The 26,241-nt window shown below is 73.9% G+C and carries 17 protein-coding genes and 2 pseudogenes; 10 read left to right on the forward strand and 9 right to left on the reverse strand.

All coding sequences use genetic code 11. The annotated features are described in order from the left end of the window. Positions 1-45: 45 nt before the first annotated feature. Entirely contained in the window at positions 46-954 is a 909-nt protein-coding gene (sigJ, locus tag Phou_RS42020) for an RNA polymerase sigma factor SigJ (RefSeq protein WP_173068554.1), read from the forward strand. Positions 955-1,150: 196 nt separating this feature from the next. On the opposite strand, the gene Phou_RS42025 is transcribed toward sigJ, so the two are convergent. After that, positions 1,151-2,461, reverse strand: a complete 1,311-nt coding sequence (locus Phou_RS42025) for an MFS transporter (protein ID WP_246274372.1) — start codon at positions 2,459-2,461, stop codon at positions 1,151-1,153. Between the two features lie 83 nt (positions 2,462-2,544). Here Phou_RS42025 and Phou_RS42030 point away from each other — a divergent pair, with 83 nt between their 5' ends. Both Phou_RS42030 and Phou_RS53915 read left to right on the forward strand, forming a co-directional pair. Then, positions 2,545-3,525: a GlxA family transcriptional regulator gene (locus Phou_RS42030; RefSeq protein ID WP_173068557.1), complete on the forward strand. Its 981-nt coding sequence runs from the start codon at positions 2,545-2,547 to the stop codon at positions 3,523-3,525. Between the two features lie 525 nt (positions 3,526-4,050). Beyond that, positions 4,051-4,995, forward strand: a pseudogene (locus Phou_RS53915) (sugar ABC transporter substrate-binding protein); the annotation flags it as partial. A gap of 299 nt (positions 4,996-5,294) precedes the next feature. Here the strand turns inward: Phou_RS53915 and Phou_RS42035 are convergent. Genes Phou_RS42035 through Phou_RS42050 form a run of 4 tightly spaced genes read right to left on the reverse strand, consistent with a single transcriptional unit; the run spans position 5,295 to position 9,531 of the window. Further along, on the reverse strand, positions 5,295-5,741 hold the full coding sequence (locus tag Phou_RS42035) for a universal stress protein (protein ID WP_246274374.1): 447 nt from the start codon (positions 5,739-5,741) through the stop codon (positions 5,295-5,297). Positions 5,742-5,762: 21 nt separating this feature from the next. Next, entirely contained in the window at positions 5,763-6,770 is a 1,008-nt protein-coding gene (locus tag Phou_RS42040; RefSeq protein ID WP_218579514.1) for a zinc-binding alcohol dehydrogenase family protein, read from the reverse strand. Further along, positions 6,767-8,227 (reverse strand): DHA2 family efflux MFS transporter permease subunit, encoded by a 1,461-nt coding sequence (locus Phou_RS42045; RefSeq protein ID WP_173068560.1) that lies wholly within the window; start codon positions 8,225-8,227, stop codon positions 6,767-6,769. The genes Phou_RS42040 and Phou_RS42045 overlap by 4 nt, the downstream gene beginning before the upstream one ends. 2 nt (positions 8,228-8,229) lie before the next feature. Then, positions 8,230-9,531: an NAD(P)/FAD-dependent oxidoreductase gene (locus tag Phou_RS42050; RefSeq protein WP_173068563.1), complete on the reverse strand. Its 1,302-nt coding sequence runs from the start codon at positions 9,529-9,531 to the stop codon at positions 8,230-8,232. A 247-nt stretch (positions 9,532-9,778) separates the two neighbouring features. Between Phou_RS42050 and Phou_RS42055 the strand changes: the two genes are divergently transcribed. After that, the gene (locus Phou_RS42055; protein WP_173068566.1) at positions 9,779-10,648 is read left to right on the forward strand and encodes an alpha/beta hydrolase; all 870 of its coding nucleotides are present in this window, start codon (positions 9,779-9,781) and stop codon (positions 10,646-10,648) included. A 45-nt stretch (positions 10,649-10,693) separates the two neighbouring features. Here Phou_RS42055 and Phou_RS42060 read toward each other — a convergent pair whose 3' ends face one another. Continuing rightward, positions 10,694-15,322 (reverse strand): hypothetical protein, encoded by a 4,629-nt coding sequence (locus Phou_RS42060; protein WP_173068569.1) that lies wholly within the window; start codon positions 15,320-15,322, stop codon positions 10,694-10,696. 416 nt (positions 15,323-15,738) lie between these two features. Between Phou_RS42060 and Phou_RS42065 the strand changes: the two genes are divergently transcribed. Continuing rightward, positions 15,739-16,437, forward strand: a complete 699-nt coding sequence (locus tag Phou_RS42065) for a hypothetical protein (protein ID WP_173068572.1) — start codon at positions 15,739-15,741, stop codon at positions 16,435-16,437. Here the strand turns inward: Phou_RS42065 and Phou_RS42070 are convergent. Together Phou_RS42070 and Phou_RS42075 are read right to left on the reverse strand one after the other, a co-directional pair. Then, positions 16,425-18,056 (reverse strand): protein kinase family protein, encoded by a 1,632-nt coding sequence (locus tag Phou_RS42070; RefSeq protein ID WP_173068575.1) that lies wholly within the window; start codon positions 18,054-18,056, stop codon positions 16,425-16,427. The genes Phou_RS42065 and Phou_RS42070 overlap by 13 nt on opposite strands. Further along, entirely contained in the window at positions 18,053-19,018 is a 966-nt protein-coding gene (locus Phou_RS42075) for an S-4TM family putative pore-forming effector (RefSeq protein WP_308784917.1), read from the reverse strand. The genes Phou_RS42070 and Phou_RS42075 overlap by 4 nt, the downstream gene beginning before the upstream one ends. A gap of 397 nt (positions 19,019-19,415) precedes the next feature. Here Phou_RS42075 and Phou_RS42080 point away from each other — a divergent pair, with 397 nt between their 5' ends. From Phou_RS42080 to Phou_RS42100, 5 genes and pseudogenes are all read left to right on the forward strand, one after another. After that, complete coding sequence (locus Phou_RS42080; RefSeq protein WP_246274376.1) at positions 19,416-20,630, forward strand: glutamate-cysteine ligase family protein; 1,215 nt, start codon at positions 19,416-19,418, stop codon at positions 20,628-20,630. Beyond that, positions 20,627-21,916, forward strand: a pseudogene (gene egtB, locus Phou_RS42085) (ergothioneine biosynthesis protein EgtB); the annotation flags it as partial. The gene Phou_RS42080 and the pseudogene egtB, both read left to right, overlap by 4 nt. A 140-nt stretch (positions 21,917-22,056) precedes the next feature. Continuing rightward, the gene (gene egtC / locus Phou_RS42090) at positions 22,057-22,779 is read left to right on the forward strand and encodes an ergothioneine biosynthesis protein EgtC (RefSeq protein ID WP_173068584.1); all 723 of its coding nucleotides are present in this window, start codon (positions 22,057-22,059) and stop codon (positions 22,777-22,779) included. After that, the gene (egtD, locus tag Phou_RS42095) at positions 22,776-23,744 is read left to right on the forward strand and encodes an L-histidine N(alpha)-methyltransferase (RefSeq protein ID WP_173068587.1); all 969 of its coding nucleotides are present in this window, start codon (positions 22,776-22,778) and stop codon (positions 23,742-23,744) included. Before egtC ends, egtD begins: the two co-directional genes overlap by 4 nt. After that, a complete protein-coding gene (locus Phou_RS42100; RefSeq protein WP_173068590.1) occupies positions 23,741-24,907 on the forward strand; it encodes an aminotransferase class V-fold PLP-dependent enzyme in 1,167 nt (388 codons plus the stop codon). The genes egtD and Phou_RS42100 overlap by 4 nt, the downstream gene beginning before the upstream one ends. Here the strand turns inward: Phou_RS42100 and Phou_RS42105 are convergent. Further along, positions 24,896-26,230 carry a S8/S53 family peptidase gene (locus tag Phou_RS42105; RefSeq protein WP_173068593.1) on the reverse strand — a complete coding sequence of 445 codons (1,335 nt, stop codon included), beginning with the start codon at positions 26,228-26,230 and terminating at the stop codon, positions 24,896-24,898. The two genes, Phou_RS42100 and Phou_RS42105, sit on opposite strands and share 12 nt — an antisense overlap. Positions 26,231-26,241: the final 11 nt, after the last annotated feature.

Below are 26,241 nucleotides of genomic sequence, written 5' to 3' on the forward strand. Positions count from 1 at the left end.
ACACTCCGGCGCGCTGTCTCGTCGGACCGGGTGGAGGTGTGGACCATGGGCAGCCAACCGGAGCCGGACGACGGCCTCGACGCGATCATGAGTGAGCGGCGACAGCTGATCAACCTCGCGTACCGCCTGCTCGGCTCGCTCGCCGACGCCGAGGACGCGGTGCAGGAGACGTACACCCGCTGGTACGCGATGTCCCGCGAGCAGCAGGACGCGATCGAGTCCCCCGGCGCCTGGCTCACCAAGGTCGCCAGCCGCGTCTGCCTGGACCTGCTCGGCTCGGCCCGGGTGCGGCGCGAGCGGTACGTCGGCGAGTGGATCCCCGAGCCCCTGCCGGACAGCGCCGAGTGGACGACCGGCCGCCCCGCCGGCGACCCGGCCGACCGCATCACGCTGGACGAGTCGGTCAACATGGCGTTCCTGGTGGTGCTGGAGTCGATGACGCCGGCCGAGCGGGTGGCGTTCGTCCTGCACGACGTGTTCCGCTACTCGTTCGCCGAGGTGGCCGAGATCGTCGGCCGCACCCCGGCCGCCTGCCGCAAGCTGGCCTCCTCGGCCCGCCACCGCATCGACGTCTCCCAACCGCCCGCCACCCCCACGACCCGCCGCGCCGCCGTGGTCCGCGACTTCAAGCGCGCGTGGGAGGCCGGCGACATCGAGGCCCTCATCGCCCTCCTCGACCCCGCCGTGCTCGCGGTCGGCGACGGCGGCGGCCTGGTCAGCGCCATGCTGCACCCGGTCGAGGGCGGCGAGCCGGTCGCCCGCTACTTCGCCGACCTCGCCCCGAGGATCCGCGACATGACGCTGCTGGAGCGCACCGTCAACGGCCAGCCCGGCCTGGTCGCCCAACTGGACGGCGCGACCGCGACGGTGATCGCCTTCGAGGTGGCCGGCGCCCGGATCACCCACATCTGGGCCGTACGCAACCCCGAAAAGCTCCGCCCCTGGACCACCTGAGCAGCGGCCCCGCCCCGAGTTGGAGGTGAGCTGCCGGAGATCTGCGGGAGCGGGGTGAGCTGGGCCGACGCGGAGGGTGAGGCCGCGGGAGCGACGGTCCGGACCACGACGGGCGTCGCGGTAGCTCGCATCGGGTTTGGGTTGGGTCTCCTGAAGGCCGCCGAGATCTCACCCCCGGGCGGCCTCGAAAAGGTCGCTAGTCCTCAGCGGGGCGTAGGCGCCAGCCGACGGGGATCTTCGGCGCGGGCGGTTCGATGGCGACCGGGACGGCGCGGCCGCCGCGGCGTAGCAGGAGGGACAGCACGGCGGCGCCGATGGAGAGGGCGCCGGCGATGTACCAGGCCAGGGCGTACGTGCCGAGCTGGTCGCGGACCAGGCCGGCGCCGGTCGCGGCGATGGCGGCGCCGAACTGGTGTGAGGCGAAGACCCAGCCGAAGACGACCGGGCCGCTGGCGCCGAAGTACTCGCGGCAGAGGGCGACCGTCGGTGGGACCGTGGCCACCCAGTCCAGGCCGTAGAAGATGATGAAGACCAGCATGCTCGGGCCCACCGTCTCGGCGAAGAGGGTGGGCAGCACCAGCAGCGAGCCGCCGCGGAGGGCGTAGTAGGCGCCGAGCAGTACCCGGCTGTCGACCCGGTCGGTGAGCCAGCCGGAGGCGATCGTGCCGGCGATGTCGAAGAGGCCGACCAGCGCGAGCAGGCTCGCCGCCGTGGTCTCGGACATGCCGTGGTCGTGGGCGGCGGGGATGAAGTGGGTGCCGACAAGGCCGTTCGTGGTGGCGCCGCAGATCGCGAAGCCGCCGGCCAGCAGCCAGAACGGGCGCGTCTTCGCGGCCGCGCGCAACGCGCCGAGTGCCCGTGCGGCGGCGCCGCCAGTCATCGGGGGTGGTGGCGGGTCGTCGGGAGCCGCGCCGTACGCGGACACGCCCAGGTCGGACGGGTGGTCGCGCAGCCGCCACACGACGAGGGGTACCACGGCGAGCGCGGCGGCCGCCACGATCAGCGCGGCGGTGCGCCACCCGCTCTTCTCGACGACCGTTGCCAGCAGCGGCAGGAAGACGAGCTGCCCGGCCGCTCCCCCGGCGGTCAGCACGCCGGTGACCAGGCCGCGGCGCTTGACGAACCAGCGGCCGGTGACCGTCGCCACGAACGCGAGCGCCATCGAGCCGGTGCCGAGGCCGACCAGCACGCCCCAGCAGAGGATGAGCTGCCAGCTGGCGTTCATGAACACGGTGAGCCCGCTGCCCGCCGCCACCAGCAGCAGCGCGCCGCTGACCACCCGCCGCATGCCGAACTTCTCCATCAGCGCCGCCGCGAACGGGGCGGTGAGGCCGTAGAGGATCAGGTTGACGGAGACGGCCGCGGAGATCGTGGCGAGCGGCCAGCGGAACTCCTCGTGCAGCGGGTGCAGCATCACGGCCGGGGTGGCGCGGAAGCCGGCGGCGCCGACGAGCGCGACGAGGGCCACGCCGGCCGCGAGCCAGGCGGGGTGGAGGCGACGGGTCACGCACCGAGTCTCGATCAAGGGGTACGAAACGACGAGTGGCCCGCGAGCCATCATGCGCAAAGATTCGGCCATATACTCGGGCGATGAGCATCGCGCCGAACGCCCACCGCGTCGCCGTCCTCGCCCTCGACCACGTCGTCGGCCTCGACCTCGGCACCCCGTCCCAGGTGCTCGGCGCCGCCCGGGACGCGCGCGGCGACCGGCGGTACGCGGTGGACGTGTGCACCCCCACCGGCGGCCCGGTCCGCTCCGCCGCCCGCTTCCAGGTGGTGCCCGACCACGGCCTCGACCTGACCGCGACCGCCGACACGGTGGTCGTGCCCGGCATCCACGACGGCCCACCGCTCACCGACGGCACCGTCGACCCCGCCGTGGGCGAGGCGCTGCGGGCCGCGCACGGCCGGGGCGCGCGGATCGTGTCGATCTGCACGGGATCGTTCGTGCTGGCCGCCGCGGGGCTGCTCGACGACCGGCCGGCCGCCACCCACTGGGCGCACGCGGACGAGTTCCGCGTCATGTACCCGAAGGTCAAGCTCGACCCCGACGTGCTCTTCATCGACGACGGCGAGATCCTCACGTCGGCCGGCGTGGCCGCCGGCATCGACCTGTGCCTGCACATCATCCGCCGCGACCACGGCGCCGAGGTCGCCAACAGCGCGGCCCGCCGGTGCGTGGTGCCGCCGTGGCGGGAGGGCGGCCAGGCGCAGTACACCGAGCGCCCGGTCCCGGAGATCGGCGCGGCCGGCACCGCACCCACTCGCGAGTGGGCCCTGGCCCGCCTCGACGAGCCGCTCACGCTGAGCGGGCTGGCCGGGCACGCGCGGATGAGCGTGCGCACGTTCACGCGGCGGTTCCGCGAGGAGACCGGCGTCAGCCCCGCCCGGTGGCTGCTCCAGCAGCGGCTCGACCGTGCCCGCCTGCTGCTGGAGACCACGGACCTGGGCGTGGACCAGGTCGCCCGCCAGTCCGGCTTCGGCACGGCGGCCGCGCTGCGCCAGCAGTTCCAGCTCTCGATCGGCGTACCGCCGACCGCCTACCGCCGCACCTTCCGCGGCCACGGTTGATCCACTGTCTACAGTCGAGGCGTGACACTGGCTGCCGACTGGGGTGACGTACCCACCTGGCTCTCCTCGATCGCGACGATCCTGGCGCTGCTGTTCGCCGCGCTCGCCGCCCTCGGGGCGCAGCGGGTGTACCGCATCGAGTCGGAGCGCGACCGGGTGGCGGCCGACGCCCGGCGGCAGCAGGAGGCGTTCCAGCGGCGTACGCAGGCGGCGCTCGTGTCGGCGTGGTGGGGTTGGGACCGCGACCGGTGGGGCGCGTTCGTGCGCAACGCCTCCGAGACGCCGGTCTACCAGGTCAGCCTCACCGTGCTGGACGTGCACGACCCCAACGTCGGCGAGCGCGTCGACCTGCCGATCGTGCCGCCGTCGGCCGACCCGGCCTTCCACCCCAGCGAGCTGGGCACCGGGCTGATCGCCGACGGGGCACGGGCGGTCGACTACCGGGTGGAGGTCACGTTCACCGACTCGGCCGGCGTGCGGTGGATCCGCGACCAGCTCGGCCGCCTCTCCGAGCTGCGGCCCGAGGTGCTCATCTGGGCGGACCAGCGGCGGGCCGACGCGCTGCGCAGGTTCGCCGCGGACTTCCTCGCCACCCACGGGGTACGGCTGCGCTTCCGCACCGAGCAGCTGGAGCGGCTGCACGCGCTGCTGGTCGACGGCGGCGACGGCGACGAGGTGCCGGACGTGGTGGTCGGCCCGCACGACTGGGTCGGCGACCTGGCCGCGCGCGGGCTGATCGAGCCGCTGGTCATGTCGCACCGCCGGCGGGAGGCGTTCCTGCCCGAGGCGATCGAGGCGATGACGTGGAACGGCGAGCTGTACGGCGTGCCGTACGCCCTCGACACCGCCGTGCTGCTGCGCAACACCGACCTGGCGCCGGAGCAGCCCGCGACGTTCGAGGAGCTGCTCGCCTCGGGCCAGGCGCTGCGGGCGGCCGGGCGGGCCGACGAGGCGCTCGTCGTGCAGGTGGGCGCGGAGGGCGACCCGTACTACATGTACCCGCTGCTGCTCGCCGCCGGCGGCTGGCTATTCGGGCGGGACGCGGCCGGCCGGCCCGACCCGACGCGGCTAGGCGTGACCGCGCCGGAGACGGTGGCCGCGTTCGCGCGCATCCGGGGGCTGGGCGCGCGGGGTGCGGGCGTGCTGCGCCGGGAGATCGACAAGGACCGGGCCACCGCGCTGTTCGAGGCCGGGCGCACGCCGTACCTCATCTGCGCCTCGCGGGTGGTCACCGACGCCCGCCGCGCGGGGCTGTCGTTCGCGGTGGGGCCGGTGCCGGCGTACGAGGGGCACGCGGCGGTGCGGCCGTTCACGTCGGTGCACGGGTTCTTCCTCACCAAGCGCGGGCGCAACAAGACGATCGCGCAGGACCTCGCCGCGCACTACCTGACCCGTACCGACGTGGCACAGGCCCTGTACGACCTGCAGCCCCGCCCGCCGGCACTGCGCAGCGCCCTCGACGAGGTGGTCGCGCGGGACGCGGTGATGGCCGCCTTCTACGCCGAGTGCCGGTCCGGCGACCCGATGCCCTCGCGCCCGGAGATGCGCCAGGTGTGGACCGCACTGGCCAGGGCCGAGGTCGACCTGGTGGAGGGCGCCGAGGTGGAGCCGGTGGTCCGCCGCCTGGCCCAGTCCCTGCAGGACGCCCTGCCGGCGGCGCGCCTTCCCGCTCCCCGCGGGCCGGACAACCCCCCGTTGATCAGCGACCGCGTGCCCGGACGCGCCGCCCCACACGCCCACCAACTCCCTGATCAACCGGGGATAGGGGGTCAGGGGACTACCGTCACCGGCCAGCGGCCGGACTTGACCAGGCGGATGGCCAGGGAGCCGGCGAACCGGTGGCCGGCGCGCATCGAGGCGCCGACGATGACGCCGTCGGCGTTCACCTCGGTGGCGACGCGGACCAGTTCTGAGTAGGGGTCGCCGTAGACCTCCTGGAAGGTGGCGCGCACGCCGGTCGACACGGCCGCCTCCTCGACCTGCCGGCGCAGGTCCTCGGCGAACTCGTGGTCGGCCTGCCGCGCCACCGCCGCCGCGCCGGGCGCGAGGCCGACGAAGGCGCCGGGGCGGGAGACGTACACGACGACGAGGCGGGAGCGCTGGCGGCGGGCCAGGCCGGCCGCGTACGCACCGGCGCGCATCGACGTGGTCGAGCCGTCGACGCCCACGACGAGCACCGCGGGACCGTCCGTCCCGAGCTCGAACTCGTGCGTCACGCGCCTAAGTATGGAGGTGGATCACGGGACCAGCACGGCGGCCCCGTTGACCCGGTCGGCGGCCAGGTCGGCGAGCGCGGTGCCGGCGGCCTCCAGCGGGTAGGGCGTGGTGGTGACGCGCAGCGGGTGCGCGGCGGCGAAGGCGAGGAAGTCGCGCCCGTCCGCGCGCGTGTTCGCGGTGACGCTGCGCACCTGCCGCTCCTGGAAGAGGTGGCGCTCGTAGTTCAGCGGCGGGATGTCGGTGAGGTGGATGCCGGCGATCGCGAGCGTGCCGCCGCGGTCGAGGGCGGCGAGCGCGACCGGTACGAGGTCGCCGACCGGCGCGAAGAGGATGGCGGCGTCGAGCGGCTCGGGCGGCGGTTCGTCCGCACCGCCCGCGGAGGCGGCACCGAGGTCGAGCGCGAGCGCGCGGGCGGCGGCCGCCCGGGTGAGCACGTGCACCCGCGCGCCCTGCGCGAGGGCGACCTGGGTGGCGAGGTGGGCGGAGGCGCCGAAGCCGTACACGCCGAGGCGGCCGCCGGGCGGCAGGTCGGCGCGGCGCAGCGCCCGGAAGCCGATGATGCCGGCGCACAGCAGCGGGGCGACCTCGGCGTCGGAGTAGCGCTCGGGCAGCCGGTATACGTATGCGGCCGGGGCGACCGTGTACTGCGCGTACCCGCCGTCCGCGTCCCAGCCGGTGTAGCGGGACTCGGTGCAGAGGTTCTCCGCGCCGCGCAGGCAGTACACGCAGTGGCCGCAGGTGTGCCGCAGCCACGCCACGCCGACCCGCTCCCCCTCGCCGAACCCCTCGACGCCGTCGCCGAGCGCGACCACCTCACCCACGATCTCGTGGCCGGGGGTGACGCCGGGGCGGTGCACGGGCAGGTCGCCCTCCGCCACATGCAGGTCCGTGCGGCAGACGGCACACGCCCGTACCCGCAGAAGCAACTCACCCACGTCGGGCTCCGGGCGGCGCCGGACCACCGCGCGGAGGGGGTCCGTGGCGATCGGGCCCGGCTGCCGCACCTCCCACGCCAGCATGTCGCTCATCCTGGCGATTGTTCCCCGACCTGGCGCGGCGGCGGGCCGGTAACGGCGCAATGGACCGGGACCGGCTCGTCGCGGGCCACCCGGCGCGGCACCCAGGCCACCGCGGCGGCGGCGCCGGCCACCAGGAGGCCGGCGCAGATCAGCATGGCGTTGCGGTACACCGGCGCGAGGTCGCCGGCGTCGGTGAGGCTGCCGGTGCCGATGCCGGCGGCGAGCGGGAGTGTCGCGACGGCGAGCAGGCCGGCGGCGCGGGCCACGGCGTTGTTGACGCCGCTGGCGATGCCGGCGTGCCGCTCGGGCACCGAGCCCAGCGCGGTCGCGGTGAGCGGCGCCACGGTCAGCGACAGGCCGAGGCCGAGCAGGATCGCGGCGGGCAGCACGTCCACCGCGTAGTCCGCGCCGGCGCCGACCCGGGACAGCAGCACCAGCGCGACCGCGCACAGCAGCGGGCCGGCGGTCATCGGGATGCGCGGGCCGATCCGCTGGCCCAGCGCGCCGGCCCGGGCGGAGAGCACCAGCATCAGCGCGGTGACCGGCAGCAGCGCGGTGCCCGCCGCGAGCGGGCTGAAGCCGGCCACGACCTGGAGGTTGAGCACCACCAGGAAGAACACGCCGCCGAGCGCCGCGTACACGGCGAAGGTGACCAGGTTGGCCGCGGTGAACGGCCGGATCCGGAAGATCTCGAGCGGCAGCATCGGGTGGCTGGAGCGGCGTTCGACGAGCAGGAACGCGGCGATCCCGCCGACCCCGACCGCGAGCGTGGCCAGCACGACCGGCGAGCCGGGCCCCTCGGCGGCCCACGCGGTGAAGCCGTAGGTGAGGCCGGCGAGCCCGGCCGCGCCGGTGACCACGCCGGCGATGTCGAGGCGCGGCGCGGCGTCGGGGTTCGAGGACTCGGGCACGTGCCGCAGCGCGACGTAGACGACCAGCGCGGCGAGCGGCACGTTGATCAGGAAGACCCACCGCCACGACGCCGCGCCGACCAGCCACCCGCCGAGGAACGGGCCGATCGCACCCGCCACCCCCGCCATGCCCGACCACGCGCCGATCGCCTTGGCGCGGTCGTCGGAGTCGAACGACGCCTCCAGGATCGCCAGCGAGCCGGGCGTGAGCAGCGCGCCGCCGACACCCTGCAGGACGCGGGCGGCGATCAGCGTCTCGTCGTTGGGCGCGAGGCCGCACAGCAGCGAGGCGACGGCGAACCAGGCGACGCCGATCACGAACACCCGGCGGCGCCCGTAGCGGTCGCCGAGCGAGCCGCCGAGCAGGATGAGGGCGGCGAGGCTGAGCGTGTACCCGTTGACCGTCCACTGCAGAGCCGCCGCGCCGGCCTCGAAGTCCTCGCCGATCCGGGGCAGCGCGATGTTGACCACGGTGGCGTCGAGGAACGTGAGGCCCGAGCCGAGCACGGTGGCCAGCAGGACCCACCGGCCGGCGGCCTCCGCGTACCGCACCATGATCAGATGGTACGGACCTCGGGCTGCGTCGTGTCCAGCGGGACCGCGGGGGCCCGCACAAGTCCAAGTTGGACGGTCTCGCGCCGCAGCACGGCGTTGAGCGCCCAGTCCGCGGCGGTACGCACCCGGTTGCCCGGCATCGCCAGGAGGTGGTAGCCCGACGTGACCGCCTTCGCCACCGGCCCGCCGAGCGGGATGCCGAGCGGGTCGGCCGCCGCCTGCACGCCGCCGAGGTCGACGACGAAGCCGAGGTCGTGGTGCTTGTACGCGCGCGGCCGGCCCTTGCCGTACGACGCGGCGATGTTGTGCGCGGCGAGCCTGCCCTGCCGGCTGGCGTGCTGCGCGGTCATCGCGGTGATCTCGCCGGGCCGGGTCAGGTCGGGCACCGCCGCGGCGTCGCCGCAGGCCAGCACCTCGGGCCGGCCGGGCACGCCGAGGTACTCGTCGACCACCAGCCGCCCCTTGTTGGTGGGCAGGCCGAGGTCGGCCACGAGCGGGTCCGGCCGCACGCCGACACACCACACGAGCGTGCGGGTGGGCACGAAGCTCCCGTCGCTGAGGTGTACGCCCTCGTGCGTGGCCTCCTTCACCGAGCACCCCGTCCGCACGTCGACGTCGCGCTCGCGCAGCACCCGGTCGGCGGTGCGGGACAGCCGCTCGTCGAGCTCGGGCAGCACGCGGCCGGCCACGTCCAGCAGCATCCACCGCACCGGGTCGTCGGCCAGCCGCGGGTGGCGGGCGACCAGGTCCCGGGTGAACAGCGCGCCGTGCGCGGCCACCTCCGTGCCGGTGTAGCCGGCGCCCACCACCACGAACGTCAGCCGCGCCGCCCGCTCGCCCCGGTCGTCGGCGGCGTCGGCGAGCTCGACCTGGCGGGTGACGTGGTCGCGCAGGTACAGGGCCTCGAAGATGCCGCGGAACCCGTGCGCGTGCTCGGCCACGCCCGGGATCGGCAGCAGCTTGTTGACGCTGCCGGCGGCGAGCACGAGCCGGTCGTACCGCAGGTCGCCGCCGCCGCCCTCCGGGTCGGTGTACTCCACGCGCCGCCCGTCGAGGTCGACGGCCGTCGCCTTGCCCAGCGCCAGCCGCACCCGGTCGCCGATCGTGCCGGGGATCGACACCGCGATCCGCCGCGCCTCCAGCCCGGACGCGGCGACCTCCGGCAGCAGCGGCAGGTACAGGAAGTAGTCGGTCGGGTTGAGCAGCACGATGTCCGCCGCCCCTTTGGAGAGGCGGGCCAGCTTCCGTGCGCACTGGTAGCCGGCGAACCCGGCCCCGACGATGACGATCCGCGGACGAGCCATTGATCAACCTCTCCTGCTCGGGTGGTCTCTCGGGGTTTGGAAGGCGGCCGCCTGGGATACCTCAAGTGTGGCGCCGTATGGTCGGCCGCGGAGGTCACTTCCGCCGGTCCGGCTTCCTCCCCGGGGGCGCCAGGCGGGGCCCGGTCGGCAGGGGATGCCTCAACACGAGCCCGGGCTCCGCTCTCAACCCCCTGTCCGCGCTCTGCTACCCGGGTGATCCGCGGGCAAACCTCGCTACGCTCCCGGTGTGACCGACGCCGACACCGCGCCGCCGCCGCGCGCCCACGTCCGCCCGGACGGCACCCGCCTGTACGCCAGCGCCATCTACGCGACGGTGCTCGGCCACCGCCCCCTCCGCCTCGACCTGCGCGTCCCCGCCGGCGCCGGCCCGTGGCCGGTCGCCATCTGGGTGCACGGCGGCGGGTGGCGCACGGGCGACCGCCGCATTCTGCCGGCCACCATCGCCCCGTTGCGGTTCTTCGAGCGCATCCAGCAGCGGGGGTACGCGGTCGCGAGCGTCGACTACCGCCTGTCCGCCGAGGCGCACTTCCCCGCTCAGCTGCACGACGTGAAGGCGGCGGTCCGGTGGCTGCGCGCCTTCGCCGCCGACCTCGACCTGGACGCCGGCCGCTTCGCGGTGTGGGGCGAGTCCGCGGGCGCGCACCTGGCCGCACTCGCCGCGCTGACGCCCGACCACGCCACGCTGGAGGGCGACGTGGGGCTGACCGGCGTGTCGAGCGCGGTGCACGCGGCCGTCGACTGGTACGGCGTCACCGACATCCTCGCGATGGGCGGCCGAAACCCGGAGAGCCCGTCGGCGCAGCTGCTCGGCGCGCCGCCGGCCGAGGTGCCCGACCTGGCGAGGCTGGCCAGCCCGACCGAACACACCCATCCGGACGCGCCGCCGTTCCTGTGCGTGCACGGCACCGACGACCGCGTCGTGCCCTACTCACAGAGCGAACACCTGGCCGCGCTGCTGCACGCGTACGGCCTGCGCTGCGACCTGCACCCGGTGCCCGGCGCCGACCACATCTTCGAGGGCGCCCCGGACGTGGCCGCCCTGATCGACGCGTCGATCGACTTCCTGGACGACACCCTCAAACCCACGAGGCATTGACCGAGGCGTCGGCCTCCGCGCCAACCACGTGGCCTGACCCGCAGCTCAGGTCTCCTGCTCGTCGTCCGTACCCCCGCCGCCAGCCCCCAGCCGGTCGTTGAGCCGTGACGCCCGTCCGCGTACTCCCTGGGCCTCCACATCACGGCCTGCCCTGGCCAGGAGCGTGCCGAGCCGGAGCAGCTCCCGGACCGCTTCCGGACCCAGCTCGAGACGCCCACGTTCGGCCAGGTCCGCCAAAATGTCGATGCCTTGACGTCGGTGCAGGAGGCTCTCCGGCGTGGCCTTCTTCTCGTTCGGCTGCAGCTCGGCGGCGAGGCGCAAGTGGAGGCGCGCCAGGCTTGGCAGGTACTCGTCGGGGTCGTCCTGGCTGAGCTCCTCGTAAACTGCCGTCACCTCGCGTAGCAGCGTCAGGCGGTCGAGTCGCCCGTCGGCCGGCAGTTCCAGCCGTGCCAGCAGGGCCTCGGCCAGCGCCGGCCGATGCGCGGCGACGTTGGCAGCGACGTCCCGGTGGTATCTCAACGCCAGGTCCGCGTCGGCGGCGCACCCCCGGTCGTTACCTACCTGGGCTCTGAGGTAGGCGCGAAACATCAGTACCGTGGCGAGATCGGCCAGGTGCAGGTCGGGACGCTCGCGTGCTAGTTCCTCGAACCACACCACCGCTGCGTTGGTCAGCCGCATCGGACGAGCACCGTCGCCGGAAGGGTCGTCGCGGGGTAGCAGCCGCGCCAGCAGCACCGCTGACGCCGCCAGCTCCAGCCGGGTCGAAGCGAGGTCGCGCACCTCCTGACTCAGGGCGAATGCCTGCTCGGCCGCAGCCAACGCACCGGCTCGGTCGGTTGGCAGGAGCCGCTCGGCGAGCCACCGCAGGCGTGCCGACTGGCCGGCGGCGTGGTCGCGCGGGGCATTGTCGACCAGCGTGTCGCCGAGGTTGATCGCCTCCGCGAGGCGCTCTTCCGCGCGTTGCTCGTACCCCTCCATCGAGGCGTGCAGGTGAGCCGAGAGGTCGAGTGCGGCGAGGAGGGCGTCGCGGTACCGCTCGGGACTCTCGGCCGCGAGCGCGCTGTAGCAGAGAACCGCCTCTTCTGCTGCAGCCGCCGCGGCCAACGGCGACAGGACGTCGGTGGGCATGCTGGCCTGTAACATCGCCAACGCGGCCAGATCGGCCCGGCTTTCGGCTCGCCCCATCCGGACGAGCTGGCGGTACACCGTCCGGGCGCGCTCAGCGGCCGGCGCCCCTTCGCTGAACCGCTCCGCGTCCACGTACTGCTCGGCGAGCGTGCGCAGTGCGGCGGCCAGCACGACCTGCTCAGGGTCCGTGGTGTCGCATGCCTCGACGGCGCCCTCGGCCGCGGCGATGCTTTCCGCCGAACGACCGGCGGCGGCCTCGCGGTGGGCCAGCGTGATCAGCGCGCGCGCCAGGGCGACGTGGCCCGACTGGCCGGCCTCGCCGAGATCCCGTACGGCGCGGGCGGCGAGGGCGGCACTCTCGTCCACCAGCCGCGTGGCACCCGTCCGGTCAGCCGCTTCGCCGAGCACGATGGCGAGGTTGTTGCGGATACCTGCGATCGTGGCCGGATCGAGCTGGTCAGCCGCTTCCAGCGCCTGCCGGGCCAATGGCTCGCTCTCCTGCGGCACACCTTGCCGTCCGCGTAACACGGCGGCGTTGCTCAGGGCACCGGCGAGTGCCGCCCGGTACTCCTGCTGCCCGCGCTCGACGAGCCTCCGGTACCCCTGCGCGGCCTCCATCGAGGCGTCGGCGGCATAGTCCACCTGGCCCGCCTCGTCATAGCGGCGGGCGAGGGTGTGCAGCGCGAGGCACAGTGGCGCGGACACCATCTGCTTCGCCGCCGTGGTGGCGGCCCGGTGCTTGCTCACGCTCTCGTGCGCGGCGGCCAACGCATCCGGCCCACGCCCAATGGCCGCGTACCGGTCGGAGAGGCGCCGCAGGGCCTCGGCGCAGTCCGTCGAGGTCGCGTCGTGGCGCTGCTCGTCCAGCCTGCGGTAAGCGAACACCGCGCGCTCGGCGGCCTGTGCCGCCTCGCCGCCTCGGCCGGCCTCGGCGAGCCGCCCGGCGCAGACCTCAAGCGCGGCGGCGAAGGGACGCAGGTACGCACGTGGGTCCGCACCAGCCAGTCCCTCGTACAGGCCGGCCGCCTCGGCCATCGCTGCGGCCGCGGCCCCCGGCCGCCCGCAGGTGGCGAGGGCATCCGACAGACCGCACAGCACCGCGCCGGCCGCATCGAGGTCCACCGTGTCCCCGGACCGGTGCTCGCGGGCGGCTTCCTCGTATGCCTCGACCGCGCCCTCCGGATCGCCGCCGTCGAGGCGCAGCACCGCCAGGAACTCCAGGTCGGCGGCGAGCCACGGGGAGAACCGGCGGTCGGTCGCGGCGGCGGCGCGGCAGACGCCGGTGGCTTCCAACGCCGCCTTGGTGGCGCCCTCCATGTCGCCGAGCGCCAGCTCCCGCTCGCCCAGCACACGCAGCGCGGTGCGCAGCCCGCGCACGACGGCGGGGCCGGGCGTGGTGTCGCACAGTGCGCGGTGTCGGTCTACGGCCTCACTCGCGGCGGCCCGGGCCTCAGCATGACGGTCGACCGCTGCCAGCGCCCGGGACAGGGACACGAGCTCGGTCGCCAGGCGGGACCAGGCCTGCCGCTGGCCGCCCTCGCCGGCCCGCCGGTGCTCGTCAGTGATCCGAGCGCGCAGCAGCACCTCCACCTCGCAGAGCGCACCGGCCGGGGCGGGAATCGCGTCGGCCAGGGTCGCCGCCGCTTCGGTCGGCAGATCGTCGCGGCTGGCCACATCGCGCAGGACCGCGACGAGCGGAGCCGGCGCCTCGGTCACGGACACGGCGACGACCGCGGCGGTGCCGAGGCCCGCCGGATCGTCGCCGAGGACGTCCCGGAGCAGCGCGGCCGGGGCGCTGTGATTGTCGGCGGCCTCGGCCAATCGCGCGAGCGCGTACGTAAGCCGCTCCGCACCCAGGCGGCGCAACGCAGCCGAAAACTCGGCCTCCCCGCACGCCACCGCCAGCCGTCGAGCGCGCAAGGACGGCGGCAACAGCGCTCCCCAGTAGCGCTGGTCCGGCTCGGCCGGCGGATGGAGCCTGCGGATCCACGCGGCCAGCGCCGCCGCCGGCCCGCCCGCCCCGGCCAGCGCCGTGAGGACCTCGACGGCCTCGGCCTGATCGGCGGGGCGGGTGACCAGGGCAAGGTCGAGGGCCGGCTGCGCCAGCCGGCGGGCCTGCCCGTCATCGAGTGCTTCGGACTCACTTCGCCAACGGCTCACCGCGTCCGCCAGAAGGACTTCCTCGGCCTCGGCGCTGCCCGCCAGGGGTTCATCGCTGAGCAGCGTGGCCAGCATCGCCACCGCAACCGTCGACGGGGAACCGTCGGCCACCCAGGTAGGTGCGGCCCGGGTCTCGGGCTTGGCGAGCCGCCGCTCGAGGTCAGCCGCCCCGACTAACCGCTCCAGGCTTCGCGCGAACGCCGAACCGAACCGGGTGGTGGCGACCTCCGTCTCCGCCTCGTCGGTCCCGAGTGAAAACTCGGGCAGCACCAGCGCCGCGGCCCCGAATACCGACGGGATCGCGCCCGGCCGCTCTCGCCAGGCGGTCCAGCGCTCATCGCCGGCGACCGCCGTGACCAGCAGCCGAACCGGGTGGCGGGGTGGCTCGGCGGCGAGGTGGTCGACGACCGCGGCCGCGATGTCGAGTGAGCCCATGCCGTCGAAGATGAGCAGCGCGGGGCGGTCGAGGGCGGCGAGGTGACGCAGCCAGGCGTCGGTGACGGTGGTGGCCGCGACCTCACCGACCAGCCAGTTCAGCGCGTACAGCCGGTCGGCGGCCTGCCGGGCGAGGCGGGTCTTACCGCGGCCGGGCGCGCCGGTGAGCAGTAGTCCGGCCAGCGCCTCTCCCCGGTGGCACCAGGCGAGCAGCCGCCGGAGCGCGTCGCCCTGACCGACGAATGGTGCCACCGCGCGTCGCGGGTCGAGGAGATCCGCGGCGATGCGGCAGCCCGCGACCGGCGCCCACGGCGCGAGCAGCCCGGCGCACTCAATCGGCTCCAGGTGCAGCGGCCGTCCGACGCGGTCCTCGATCGGAGCCCGAAACTCGGCGAGCCGGACCAGCTCGGCGACCGGCACGGCCGTCCACCGGCGGGCGTCGCCCTCGCCCTCGCCGATCGCCACGCCTATGAGGAGGTCGCCGATGAACAGCGGCGCCCCGTCGCCGCCGTGCCCGGCGGACGGACCGTGCCGCAGGTCCCACCGGGCCCGTCGCCGCCAGGAGAGCGGACTGACGTCCACCGGGTGCGCCACGTCGGCATGGACTCTCGCGGCGGACCAGGCCAGGCCACCGGTGAAGGTGCCCCACCTCGGGGGCTGGCGGTCGGCCGGGGGCGCCCATCCCGGGTCTTCTATGCGTAGTAGACCCGCGTTCATGCCGGTCGTATCGTCATGCGAGCGGACGACGAGCCGGCCCGAGTACACCTGGGGCCCGGGCCCGAACGTGACCCGGTAACCGTCGTCCGGGAGATCCGGTATCGCTGAGGTAAGAACGAGGTCGTCCGCGACAAGGCAGCCGCAGGCCGCGGGCGCGTCCTCCGGGTCACTGCCCGGGGCGAGGATCCACACGGCTGGGCTGGCGTCGGGCCGGACCGACACTGCCGCCTCCATCCGAGGATCATGGTGCAGCGGAAATTGGGCGAACGAAATATTAGCGGGTGGGGAACAAACGCTCATCCCCACTGTGCATCTTCCGACGCATTCCGCATTTGCAATCGTTGATCATTACTGAACGTCACCCGTTCGGACGAGGGGTGCCTTCGTATCCCGGCGCTTACCGTCGATTCGTGGGCACCACGTCGCCGGAAAGATCCGTCTGGACGGGCGCGATAACGGTTTCCGTTCCCGCGCCGCCACTGCCATCCGCTCGCGCCGCGGTGGCTGGTGACCGTATCGAGACCTTTGCCTTTTCCCGGAACGGCATCGACTCACCGGGCGAACAGATCCGGCGCCTGGAGGCCTTGCTGAGCACCGGCGCGGTTCGGACCCGCACACCGTCAGAGTCGAAAAGCGCGATAGTCCCATCGGTGGTCGAGCTGATCGAGTCGAGCTCGCTGGACGAGGGCTCGCTGAAAAGCATCTTTGACGCGTTCTCCCGCAACGAGCAGCTCTTGCCCCGCCTGGTCGAGCTCGATGCGGCCGGCCATCTGACGCACCTGATCCAGCAGATGAGGCGGCTCCAAGGGCTGAGCCAGCTCCGGCTGGCCGTCGACAACCCGGCGGTCAGCTTGCCGGAGCTGTGCCGGCTCCTGCGCAAGGAGTGGTGGGTGTTCGGTGGCCACTTGATGCCCAGGATCACCACGAAGATCCTCCCTGGGGCGGCGGACGACGTCATCGCGATGCTCCGCTACGACAGCGCGATCCACCTGGTGATCGTCGGCCCGCCCGCCGTGCCCGACCTCGTCGTGGCCGTGGAGGGTGGCGGATACGCGTTGTCCCCGCTCGTGGCGGCCGCCGAGGCACGGGCCCGTGGGCTGGTTCGCGCGCTCGACGACCACGAGGAGGAGGTGAGCGAAGAGCTGCCGGTCGAGTACCGGCGGCCGTTCGTCACCATCCTCATCGGGCACCCCGGCCACGTGCCGGAGCTCGATCGGCGGCAGGTCCGGGAGGAGATCCGGGTACGCAACACGTTCGTCACGGGGATCACCGTCATCACGTACGAAGAGCTGATCAGCGTCGCGGAGAAGACCCTGGCGGGCACAGGCGAGGCAGTTCAGGAGCCGTAGGCCTGGCGCGCCGCGTCGTCGAGCAGGGGCGGCCAGCCGGCACGCCGTTCGCTTTCCAGGGTGTCCGGATGGTTGGACCCGAGCACGCGGGCGCGTATCCCCGCCACCGCCCGATAGGTCTCCAGGGCGGTGACCGCGTCGCCGGCCAGGTGGGTCCAGCCGGCGAGCTTGTGCCGCAGGCGCAGCGTGCACGGATCCTCATCGCCGAGGATCCGCGCGGCATCGTGCACCAGGCCATCGAGCGCCTCACAGGTCGCGGCCGCACCTGCCGGGCCGCGGTCAGCGGCCAGGTCAACCAGCGCGTAGGCCGCCCGGAGGTGGTGGCGCGCGGCCGCGGGGTCGGAGAGTGCGGCACGCCAGGCGAGCACGACCTCGCGCGTGGCGGGCGCGTAGGCGGCGGGCCGGCGCGGCGCGGGAGCGGACACCGGCGTGTCGTGAAACGGGTTGGTGGCCGGCGGCGCCTGTGCGGGGATCTGCACCTCGAGGTCGCCGAGCAGGTCGCGCCCGAGGCGGGCGGCGAGGCGGAAGAACCACCACCGGGCCTGCGCACCCAGGTTGCTGAAGCTGGTGAAGAGCGTCGCGATGCCGATGATGGAGAGCCGCAGCTGCGCGCGCAGCTCCTGGCTCCACCCCCGGTCGTCGGCGGTGACCCGGCCAGCCACGGTGCCCATCACCCGGTCGACGACCTCGGCGAGGTATCCCCGCGGGGCGGTCGCGCCTGGGCGGACGAGGTGGTCGAGCAGTTCCTGGCGGCCTTCCGGAGTGAGGCGGCCCAGGCCGGACGCGATGGCGGAGAGCATCAGAAACACCGGATCGGTGGTCAGCGGCCGGGAACGCTGGTATCCGCCGAGGTCGATGAGGAGGAAGTCCTCCGGCAGGAGCGTGCCGCCGGGACGGCAGGGCAGCAGGACGTTGAGGAGGTGGAGATCCCCGTGACACCGCCCTTCCAGGATCTCGGCGGTCGCCGCGCCGAGTGGTGAGGGGTCGTCCGCGAGCAGCAGCGGGTTGGGGCACACGGCCGGTTCGTCCCTCAATGCGAGCCACGGCATCTCCTCGGCGAGCAGGTCCGCGTCCCGCGCCCAGGCCCGGATCGAGCCGTAGCTGCCCAGCTCCCACCCCATCTGGTCGCGCAGCACCGCGGTGAGGAGCCGACGGACCGGTCGCGGCGGCTCGGGGTTCCAGCTGTGTGCGAGCCCACGGACGATCAGCTCGCAGGCGGCTGGCAGGTCCGCGACGGCGAGAGCCGAGAGCGGTTTGCAGTTGGTGACGTCGTCGGCCGCGAGCCTCTGAAAGGTGACGATGCCGCCTGAGTCCATCCGCCAGGAGGGCATGGCGTCGAGCACGAGGTGCCCGCGGAAGTCGTCCGGGCACTGTATGTCGGCCGCCTTGTAGGCCGCGTGGTCCCAGGTGGCGCTGGGTGCCACCTTCACGATGACCTTCTCGGCGCGGTCGCCCCAGTCGACCACGACTGTGGCGAGCGTGGCATCGGTGTATCCCCGGGCCTGCCAACCATCCGCCGGCGCCCGTGGGGTCCAGCCCCGCTCCCGACCGCACGCGACCAGCTCGTTGGCAACGTCGACGCTCTTGAGGTACGCGGCGAGCGCGTCCTGGTCCGTCACGCGTTCGCCCGGTCGCCGGCGGTCCGGACGCTGACCGTCGACGTGAGCTCGGCCATGATGGCCCGGAAGTCGGCGCGGTCAGCCGCCTCGAAACGGCTGAAGAACCAGGTCGGCACCCGGATGTCCCGCTGGCGGGTCTGAAAGATCGCGTCCTGGACCGCCCGTACGGTCGCCGGCAGGTCCACGCCGCTGCCCGTGACGCTTGCCCGGACCCGCTCCCAGAGGATGCCCAGCAGCCGCTCGCGCTCGGCGGCCACCTCCCGCTGCGCCCGCAGGGCGTCCCAGGCCAGCAGCGCCACGCCGAGGGACGGCACGTACCACCACAGAGCCGTCTCGATCACCGTTAGTCCGGCCGCCGCGCCGACCGCTACGCCCGCGACGGACCAGGCCAGGACGCCCGTGAGCAGCACCCGGGCGTAGCGGCGGCGCACCCGCGCGCCCCAGGCGAGGTTGAGCATCTGGCAGGCGACAACGTCGTACGGGGCGGGCAGCCTGGGGACGTCGTAGTAGTCACGCAGCGCCGACCGGTCCCCTCGGTACCGCTTGGCCAGCCAGTTCACCTGCGCGGTGTCGATCGGGTCGCCGGCCGCGATCGAGTTCCACGACAGCCGGAAGAGCCGCACGTCGAACATCTCCTGGATTGTGGCGGCACGCTGGATCTCGCGCCGCGTCCACGCCACCACACCCGCCGCGCAGGCGGCGGCCCATAGTCCGCCGATCACGGATACCGGCACGGCGAGTCCTTTGACAAATGTTGCGACCAGGCCGGACAACGCGACAAGAATCGATACCGAAAGATACGTCGCGTCGTACCTCCGGGCCCGGCGGTGCGCGATGATGATCGCCTTCAACAAATGGATAAGATCCTTCGCATTCTGCCGCTCGGCAAGCGGAGAAGGCGACCCGGCCGATAAAGATCTGCCGGCGAGATCCGGTAGACCGCGCATGGCCGTACTCTCCATGAGCGCACACTGTCGCCCATCTTCTCGACGCTGTCCAGACTTTCATTCGTACTTGACAGATGAATCGGTCCGGAGAATGCTCCTCCATCAAACCTCGTCCGGTACAGAGGTGACCCGTGTTCCCGTGGTTGTTTCAGGAGGCACCGCGAGATCTCGGCATGCTCGCCCTGCTTCTGGTCGGTATCTTGGTGGCCGTTTCCCTCGCGCTCCGCGGCTCCCGCGGGAAGCCCGCCGCCAGCCTCGGCACGGACGACTGTCGGCGTTGTGGCGGCACGGGCCGGATCCGCGCCGGCGGGGGCGGCGACTGGCCCTGTCTTGAGGACGTGCACCGCCCCGCGACCTGAAGGAACGCCCCAAGCTGGAGTAGATGTCATACGGCCGGGGTATGGTCGCGACCGTGTCACATCTCGAATCGGTAACGGCGACCGCACCACTGGTCACCGATCGGGCGGATGCCGAGGGTTATGTGGGGCGGGTCTGCTTCAAGACCGGACCACCCCGCCACGTCGGCGTCGAGCTCGAATGGACCGTCCACCACACCGAAGATCTGTCCCGTCCCCTCGACCCCGCCGCGCTCACCGCGGCACTCGGTGACCACGCGCCGCGCACGCTGCGGCCGGAGAGTCCACACCTCCCGTTGCCGCACGGCGGCACGGTCACCCTCGAGCCGGGCGGCCAGGTGGAGATATCCACCCCGCCCGCCTCCTCCCTTTCCCGACTGCACGCCGGCACGGCGGCCGACATCGACTACGTCGCGGCCCGCCTGGCCGGCGCCGGCCTGCGCCTCGGCGACCACGGGTGCGACCCGCACCGGCCGGCGCGGCGCGTGCTGCACACGCCGCGCTACCAGGCGATGGAGCGGGCCTTCGACCGCATCGGGCCGCACGGCCGCGACTGGATGTCCGGGTCCGCGGGGCTCCAGGTCTGCCTCGACGCGGGAACAGGCGACCGGGTCGCCGCCCGCTGGACCGCGCTGCACAGGCTCGGTCCGGTGCTGGTGGCCCTGTTCGCCAACTCGCCCCGGCAGGCCGGCCGGCACACCGGCTGGGCGTCCAGCCGGGTGCGCACCTGGTTCGGCACCGACCCGAGCCGCACCCATCCGCCACCGCCGGGTGACGGAGAGGCGGGCTCGTGGGCCGGCCGCATCCTCGACACGCCGGTGCTCTTCGTCCGCGAGGGCGAGGAGGTGGTGGACACGCCCGGGCCGGTGACGTTCGCCGGCTGGATCGACGGCGTCGCGGGCGCGCCGGACCGGCCACCCACCTACGACGACCTCGACTACCACCTGTCCACGCTCTTCACGCCGGTGCGGGCCAGGGGCTATCTCGAGGTCCGCTACCTGGACACCCAGCCGTCCGGCGACTGGTTCGCCCCGGTGGCGGTACTCGCGGCGCTTTTCGCTCGTGAGGAGACGGTGGACGAGGTGTCCGCGCGGGCCCTGCCCACCGCGGACCGATGGGTGGCGGCGGCGCGCGACGGGCTCGCGGACCCGGTGATCGGCGCGGTCGCGCCGGGGCTCGTGGAGCTGGCGCGCAGGGCGCTCGCCGACACCGACCTCACCGCGGCGCAGGCCGGCGCGGTGGACAAGCGGCTTCAGGAGGCTTTGCAGTGACTGATCTTGACGTTCGCGCGCGTGTCGCCGCCGAGCTGGAGCGCACCCGGCGGCGCAGCGTCACGCTGACCGACGCGGTGGACGACGACGACCTGGTGCGCCAGCACTCCCCGCTGATGTCGCCGCTGGTGTGGGACCTCGCCCACGTCGGCAACCAGGAGGAGCTGTGGCTGGTCCGCGACGTCGGCGGGCGCGAGCCGGTGCGGCAGGACATCGACCATCTGTACGACGCGTTCAAGCACCCCCGCAAGGACCGCCCCCAGCTGCCGCTGCTCGGGCCGGCCGAGGCGCGGGCGTACACGCGCACGGTGCGCGACAAGGTGCTCGACCTGCTCGACCGGGTGGAGCTGGAGGGGCGGCCGCTGGTCGAGCAGGGGTTCGCCTTCGGCATGATCGTGCAGCACGAGCAGCAGCACGACGAGACGATGCTCGCCACCCACCAGCTGCGCGCCGGGCCGCCGGTGCTCGCGGCCGCGCCGCCGCCGCGCCCCGCGGCCGCCGTCGACGGGGAGGCGCTCATCCCGGCCGGGCCGTTCACGATGGGTACCTCGGCCGAGCCCTGGGCACTCGACAACGAGCGGCCGGCGCACACCGTCGACCTGCCGGCGTACCTCATCGACCGCGCGCCGGTGACCAACCGCCAGTTCCAGGAGTTCGTCGACGCGGGCGGCTACGAGGACCCGCGCTGGTGGAGCCCCGAGGGGTGGGAGCACCGCCAGCGGGCGGGGCTGGCCGGGCCGATGCACTGGCACGGCGACGGCACGTACACGCGGTTCGGGCGGCGCGAGCCGCTCGTGCCGGACGAGCCGGTGGTGCACGTGTGCTGGTACGAGGCGGAGGCCTACGCGGCGTGGGCCGGCAAGCGCCTGCCGACCGAGGCGGAGTGGGAGAAGGCGGCCCGCTTCGACCCGGCGACCGGTCGCTCGCGGCGGTACCCGTGGGGCGACGAGGACCCGGCGGAGCACCACGCCAACCTGGGGCAGCGCCACCTCTCCCCCGCGCCGGTCGGCGCCTACCCGGGCGGCGCCTCGCCGGCCGGCGTGCACCAGCTGATCGGTGACGTGTGGGAGTGGACGTCGTCGGACTTCCACGGCTATCCGGGGTTCGCCCCGTTCCCGTACCGGGAGTACTCGGAGGTGTTCTTCGGCCCGGAGTACAAGGTGCTGCGCGGCGGCTCGTTCGGCACCGACAAGGCGGCCTGCCGCGGCACGTTCCGCAACTGGGACTACCCGATCCGGCGCCAGATCTTCGCCGGCTTCCGGTGCGCGCGCACGGCCCCGTCGGAGCTGGCAAGCTCCGGCCCGAGGAGCGAAGCGACGAGGCTGGAGCGCGCCGGCTCCAGGGGCCACCCAGCGAGCGAAGCGAGCGCGCCAGGCACGGCACCGGAGCTGGCAAGGAGCGAAGCGACGACGCCGGAGCCCGCCTAGTGTGCCGGCACCTGGCGTACGTGGGGCGGCCGGTGACGCTGGCCGCCCTGCTGCTGGAGCCGCCGCACTCGCTGCTGCGCCAGTCCTGGGCGCCGCGGGACATGCGTGGCGGCGGCACGATCAACGCGGACGGCTTCGGCGTCGGCTGGTACACACCGGACGGTCCGGTCCGGTACCGGCGCGGAAGTCCGATGTGGAGTGACGCCGCGCTGCCCGACCTCGCGCGGTCGACCAGCAGCGGCGCGGTCCTGGCGGCGGTGCGCTCGGCGACCGTGGGCATGCCGGTGGTGGAGACGGCGGCCGCGCCGTTCGCCGGCGACGGCCTGCTGTTCAGCCACAACGGCCGGGTGACGGGCTGGCCGCACAGCGTCGCCAAGCTCGCCGGTGAGCTGCCCGTCACCGACCTTCTCACGCTCGACGCGCCCACCGACGCCGCTTTCCTGTGGGCGCTGCTGCGCCACCGGCTGCGCGGCGGCGCCGACCCGGCCGCCGCGCTCGCCGCGCTCGTGTCCGAAGTGGACGCCGCGGCGCCGGGCTCGCGGCTCAACCTGCTGCTCACCGACGGCGACCGGATCTACGCGACGGCGGCCGGCCACTCGCTGTGGACGCGGCCCGGACTCGTCGCCTCCGAACCCTACGACGGCGACCCCGCGTGGCAGCCCGTCCCCGACCGCTCGCTCGTGGTCGCCGACCTGGCGACCCACAACGTGGAGGACCTGTGAGGCTCGACATCCACCTGACCGAGGCCGACCTGGCCCGCGCGCTGCGCGAGGACGCGCGCGCCGGGCTCACCGCGACACCCAAGACCCTGCCACCGAAGTGGTTCTACGACGCCCACGGCAGCGAGCTCTTCGAGCGGATCACCGAGCTGCCGGAGTACTACCCGACGCGCGCCGAGCGGGCCGCGCTCACCGCGCACGCCGGCGAGATCGCCGAGGTCACCGCCGCGAAGACCCTCGTCGAGCTCGGCTCGGGCTCCTCCGACAAGACCCGGCTGCTGCTGGACGCGCTGCACCGGTACGGCACGCTGGGCCGCTTCGTGCCGCTGGACGTCTCCGAGCCGGCGCTGCGCGCGGCCGCCACCGCGATCGACGCGGACTACCCCGACCTCGACGTGCACGCGATCGCCGGCGACTTCACCCGCCACCTGGACGAGATACCGGCCGGCGACGGGCGGCTCGTCGTGTTCCTGGGCGGCACGATCGGCAACTTCGAGCCGGCCGAGCGGGCCCGCTTCCTGCGCGACCTGCGCGCGGTGCTGCACCCGGGCGAGTGGTTCCTGCTCGGCACCGATTTGGTCAAGGACGCGGACACGCTGGTCGCGGCGTACGACGACAGCGCCGGCGTCACCGCCGAGTTCAACCGCAACGTGCTGCGCGTGCTCAACCGCCAGCTGGACGCCGACTTCGACCCGGAGGCGTTCGACCACGTGGCGCTCTGGGACGCGGAGCGGGAGTGGATCGAGATGCGGCTGCGGGCGGCCCGGCCGATGCGGGTGCGGGTGGCGGCGCTCGACCTGTCGGTGTCCTTCGCGAACGGCGAGGAGCTGTACACGGAGATCTCCGCGAAGTTCCGCCGGGCCGGCATCGCGGCCGAGCTCACGGCGGCGGGCTTCGAGCCGGTGCGGTGGTGGACCGACACGCCGGGGCGCTTCGGCGTGACGCTGGCCCGGGCGGCCATCCGGTGATCGACGTCGAACGGGCGCGGAGGGAGACGCCGGGCTGCGCGCACGTGGCGCACCTCAACAACGCCGGCGCCGCCCTCCCGCCCGCCGCGGTCACCGACGCGGTCGTCGGCCACCTGCGCCTGGAGGAGCGGATCGGCGGGTACGAGGCGGCGGAGGCGGCCGAGGCCGAGGTGGAGCACGTCTACACGGCGATCGCGCGGCTGATCGGGTGCGCGCCGCACGAGGTCGCGGTGGTGGAAAACGCCACCCGCGGGTGGGACATGGCGTTCTACGCGCTGGCGTTCGGGCCCGGCGACCGCATCCTGACGACCCGCACCGAGTACGCGAGCAACGTGATCGCCCTGCTCCAGGTGGCCGCCCGCACCGGCGCCACCGTCGAGGTGATCGAGACCGACGGGCACGGCCTGCCCTCGCTGGACCACCTGGCCCGCGAGCTTTCGCGGGGCGCGGCGCTGGTCGCGGTCACCCACGTGCCCACGCACAGCGGGCTGGTCAACCCGGCCGCGGAGATCGGCGCGCTGGCCCGGGCGGCCGGCGTGCCGTACCTGCTGGACGCCTGCCAGTCGGTCGGCCAGCTGCCCGTCGACGTGGCCGCGATCGGGTGCGACATGCTCGCCGCCACCGGCCGCAAGTTCCTGCGGGGGCCGCGCGGCACCGGCTTCCTGTACGTGTCCGAGCGGATCGTCGAGCGCCTCGAACCGCCGTTCCTGGACCTGCACGCGGCGACCTGGACGGCGCCGGACGCGTACGAGATCAGGCCGGACGCCCGCCGCTTCGAGACGTGGGAGACCAACTACGCCGGCAAGATCGGGCTCGGCGTGGCGGTCGACTACGCGCTCGGGTGGGGGCTCGACGCGATCGAGGCGCGGGTCACCGCGCTCGCGGCCGGGCTGCGCGAGCGGCTCGCCGAGGTGCCCGGCGTGACCGTGCGCGACGAGGGGACGCGGCGGTGCGGCATCGTCACGTTCACCGTCGACGGCGTCCCGGCCGCCGAGGTCAGCCGGCGGCTGCGGGCGGCCGGGGTCAACACGAGCGTCTCCCCGATGGAGTACGCCCGCTTCGACCTCGCCGCCCGCGGCCTGCCCGACGTCGTGCGCGCCTCGGTGCACTACTACAACACCGAGGAGGAGCTGGACCGCCTGGTCGCCGGCCTACGGCAGTAGGACCGCGCCCACTCCCGGCACCGCCTGGGCGCGCGCCTGCGCGAGCAGCGCGGCCGCCGCGTCCCGGCCGTTTTCGCCGGTGCGGGACATCCGCGCGGCGATCATGCCGGCGACGATCGGCGTGGAGAACGACGTGCCGCTCCACATCGCCAGCCCGGCGAACGTCTCCACCCGCGCCTGCGGCAGCGTGGGCGGGATGTTCGGCGGCTCCTGGTAGGTGAACTTGCCGTCCGGGAACGCGTTGACCAGGTCGGTGCCGGGCGCGTACACGTCGACCCAGCCGCCGAAGTTGCTGAACTCGGCCCGGCTGCGCCAGTCGGTGCCCAGCGCGCCCACCGACACCGTGAACGGCGCGGCCGCCGGCCAGAAGAACGTCCGGTCCCCGTCGTTGCCGGCGGCCACGACCAGCGCGATCCCCTTGTGGTGGCGCAGCCGCTCCTCACCCCAGACCTTGAAGGCCAGCAGCCCGCCCGCGTACGCCCGGGTGCCGGCGGACATGCTGATCACGTCCGGGTACTCGGCCGCGACGGCCCGGTCGAGGTTCTGCACGAGCGTGGACTCCCAGGTGGCGCCGCCCCGCGCGAAGAGGCTCAGCACGTGCACCTCGGCCCGCGGCGCCATCGCCCGCACCAGCCCGGCGATGAACGTGCCGTGCCCCGCGTACGGGTCGAGCACCCGCCCCGGCCGCACCAGCGGGTCGCGCTCGCCGGTGACCCCGCGCATCCAGAACGGGTTGGCGGTCAGCTCGGTGTCGAGGCCGGTGTCGACCACGACGACCTTGACGCCCGCGCCGGCCGCCGGGTCGGCGGACATCGGCGGGTACGGCGCGCCGCCCGGCCCGATCGGCTCCGGCTCGGTCGCCGGGCAGTGCCCCGCGTCACCGGCGATGTGCACGGCGTGGTCGGGAGCGGCCCACCCCGCGCCGAGCCCCGGGATGTCGAACTCCTCGTTGCCCTCCCGCACCAGGTCGAGCGCGTCGTGCGTCTCCAGGCCGCGCAGCCACACGAGACGGACACCGTTGACCACCTGCTCGATGCGGTCCCGCTCGCGGGCCGGCGGCGGGTCGGTGCGGTCGTCGCGGTCCCGGTCGCCGTAGTCACGCCGGCCCCGCACACTCTCCTCGTACCGGTCCAAAATGGACCGTACGTGCGGCACCGCCTCCTCGCGGACCAGGATGCAGCCCTTGCGGTACAGGTACTGGATCTCCCCCGTCTCGCCGTCCCGGCGCACGCCAACCTCGTCCGCGCCCCCCAGCGCGCGCACGGCGTGGTCGGTCTGTATCTGCTGAATCGATCTCGACTTGCCTGCCGGCTTCTCAGCCACGGCACCCTCCC

The sequence above is a fragment of the Phytohabitans houttuyneae genome, from assembly GCF_011764425.1.
Classification (GTDB): Bacteria; Actinomycetota; Actinomycetes; order Mycobacteriales; family Micromonosporaceae; genus Phytohabitans; species Phytohabitans houttuyneae.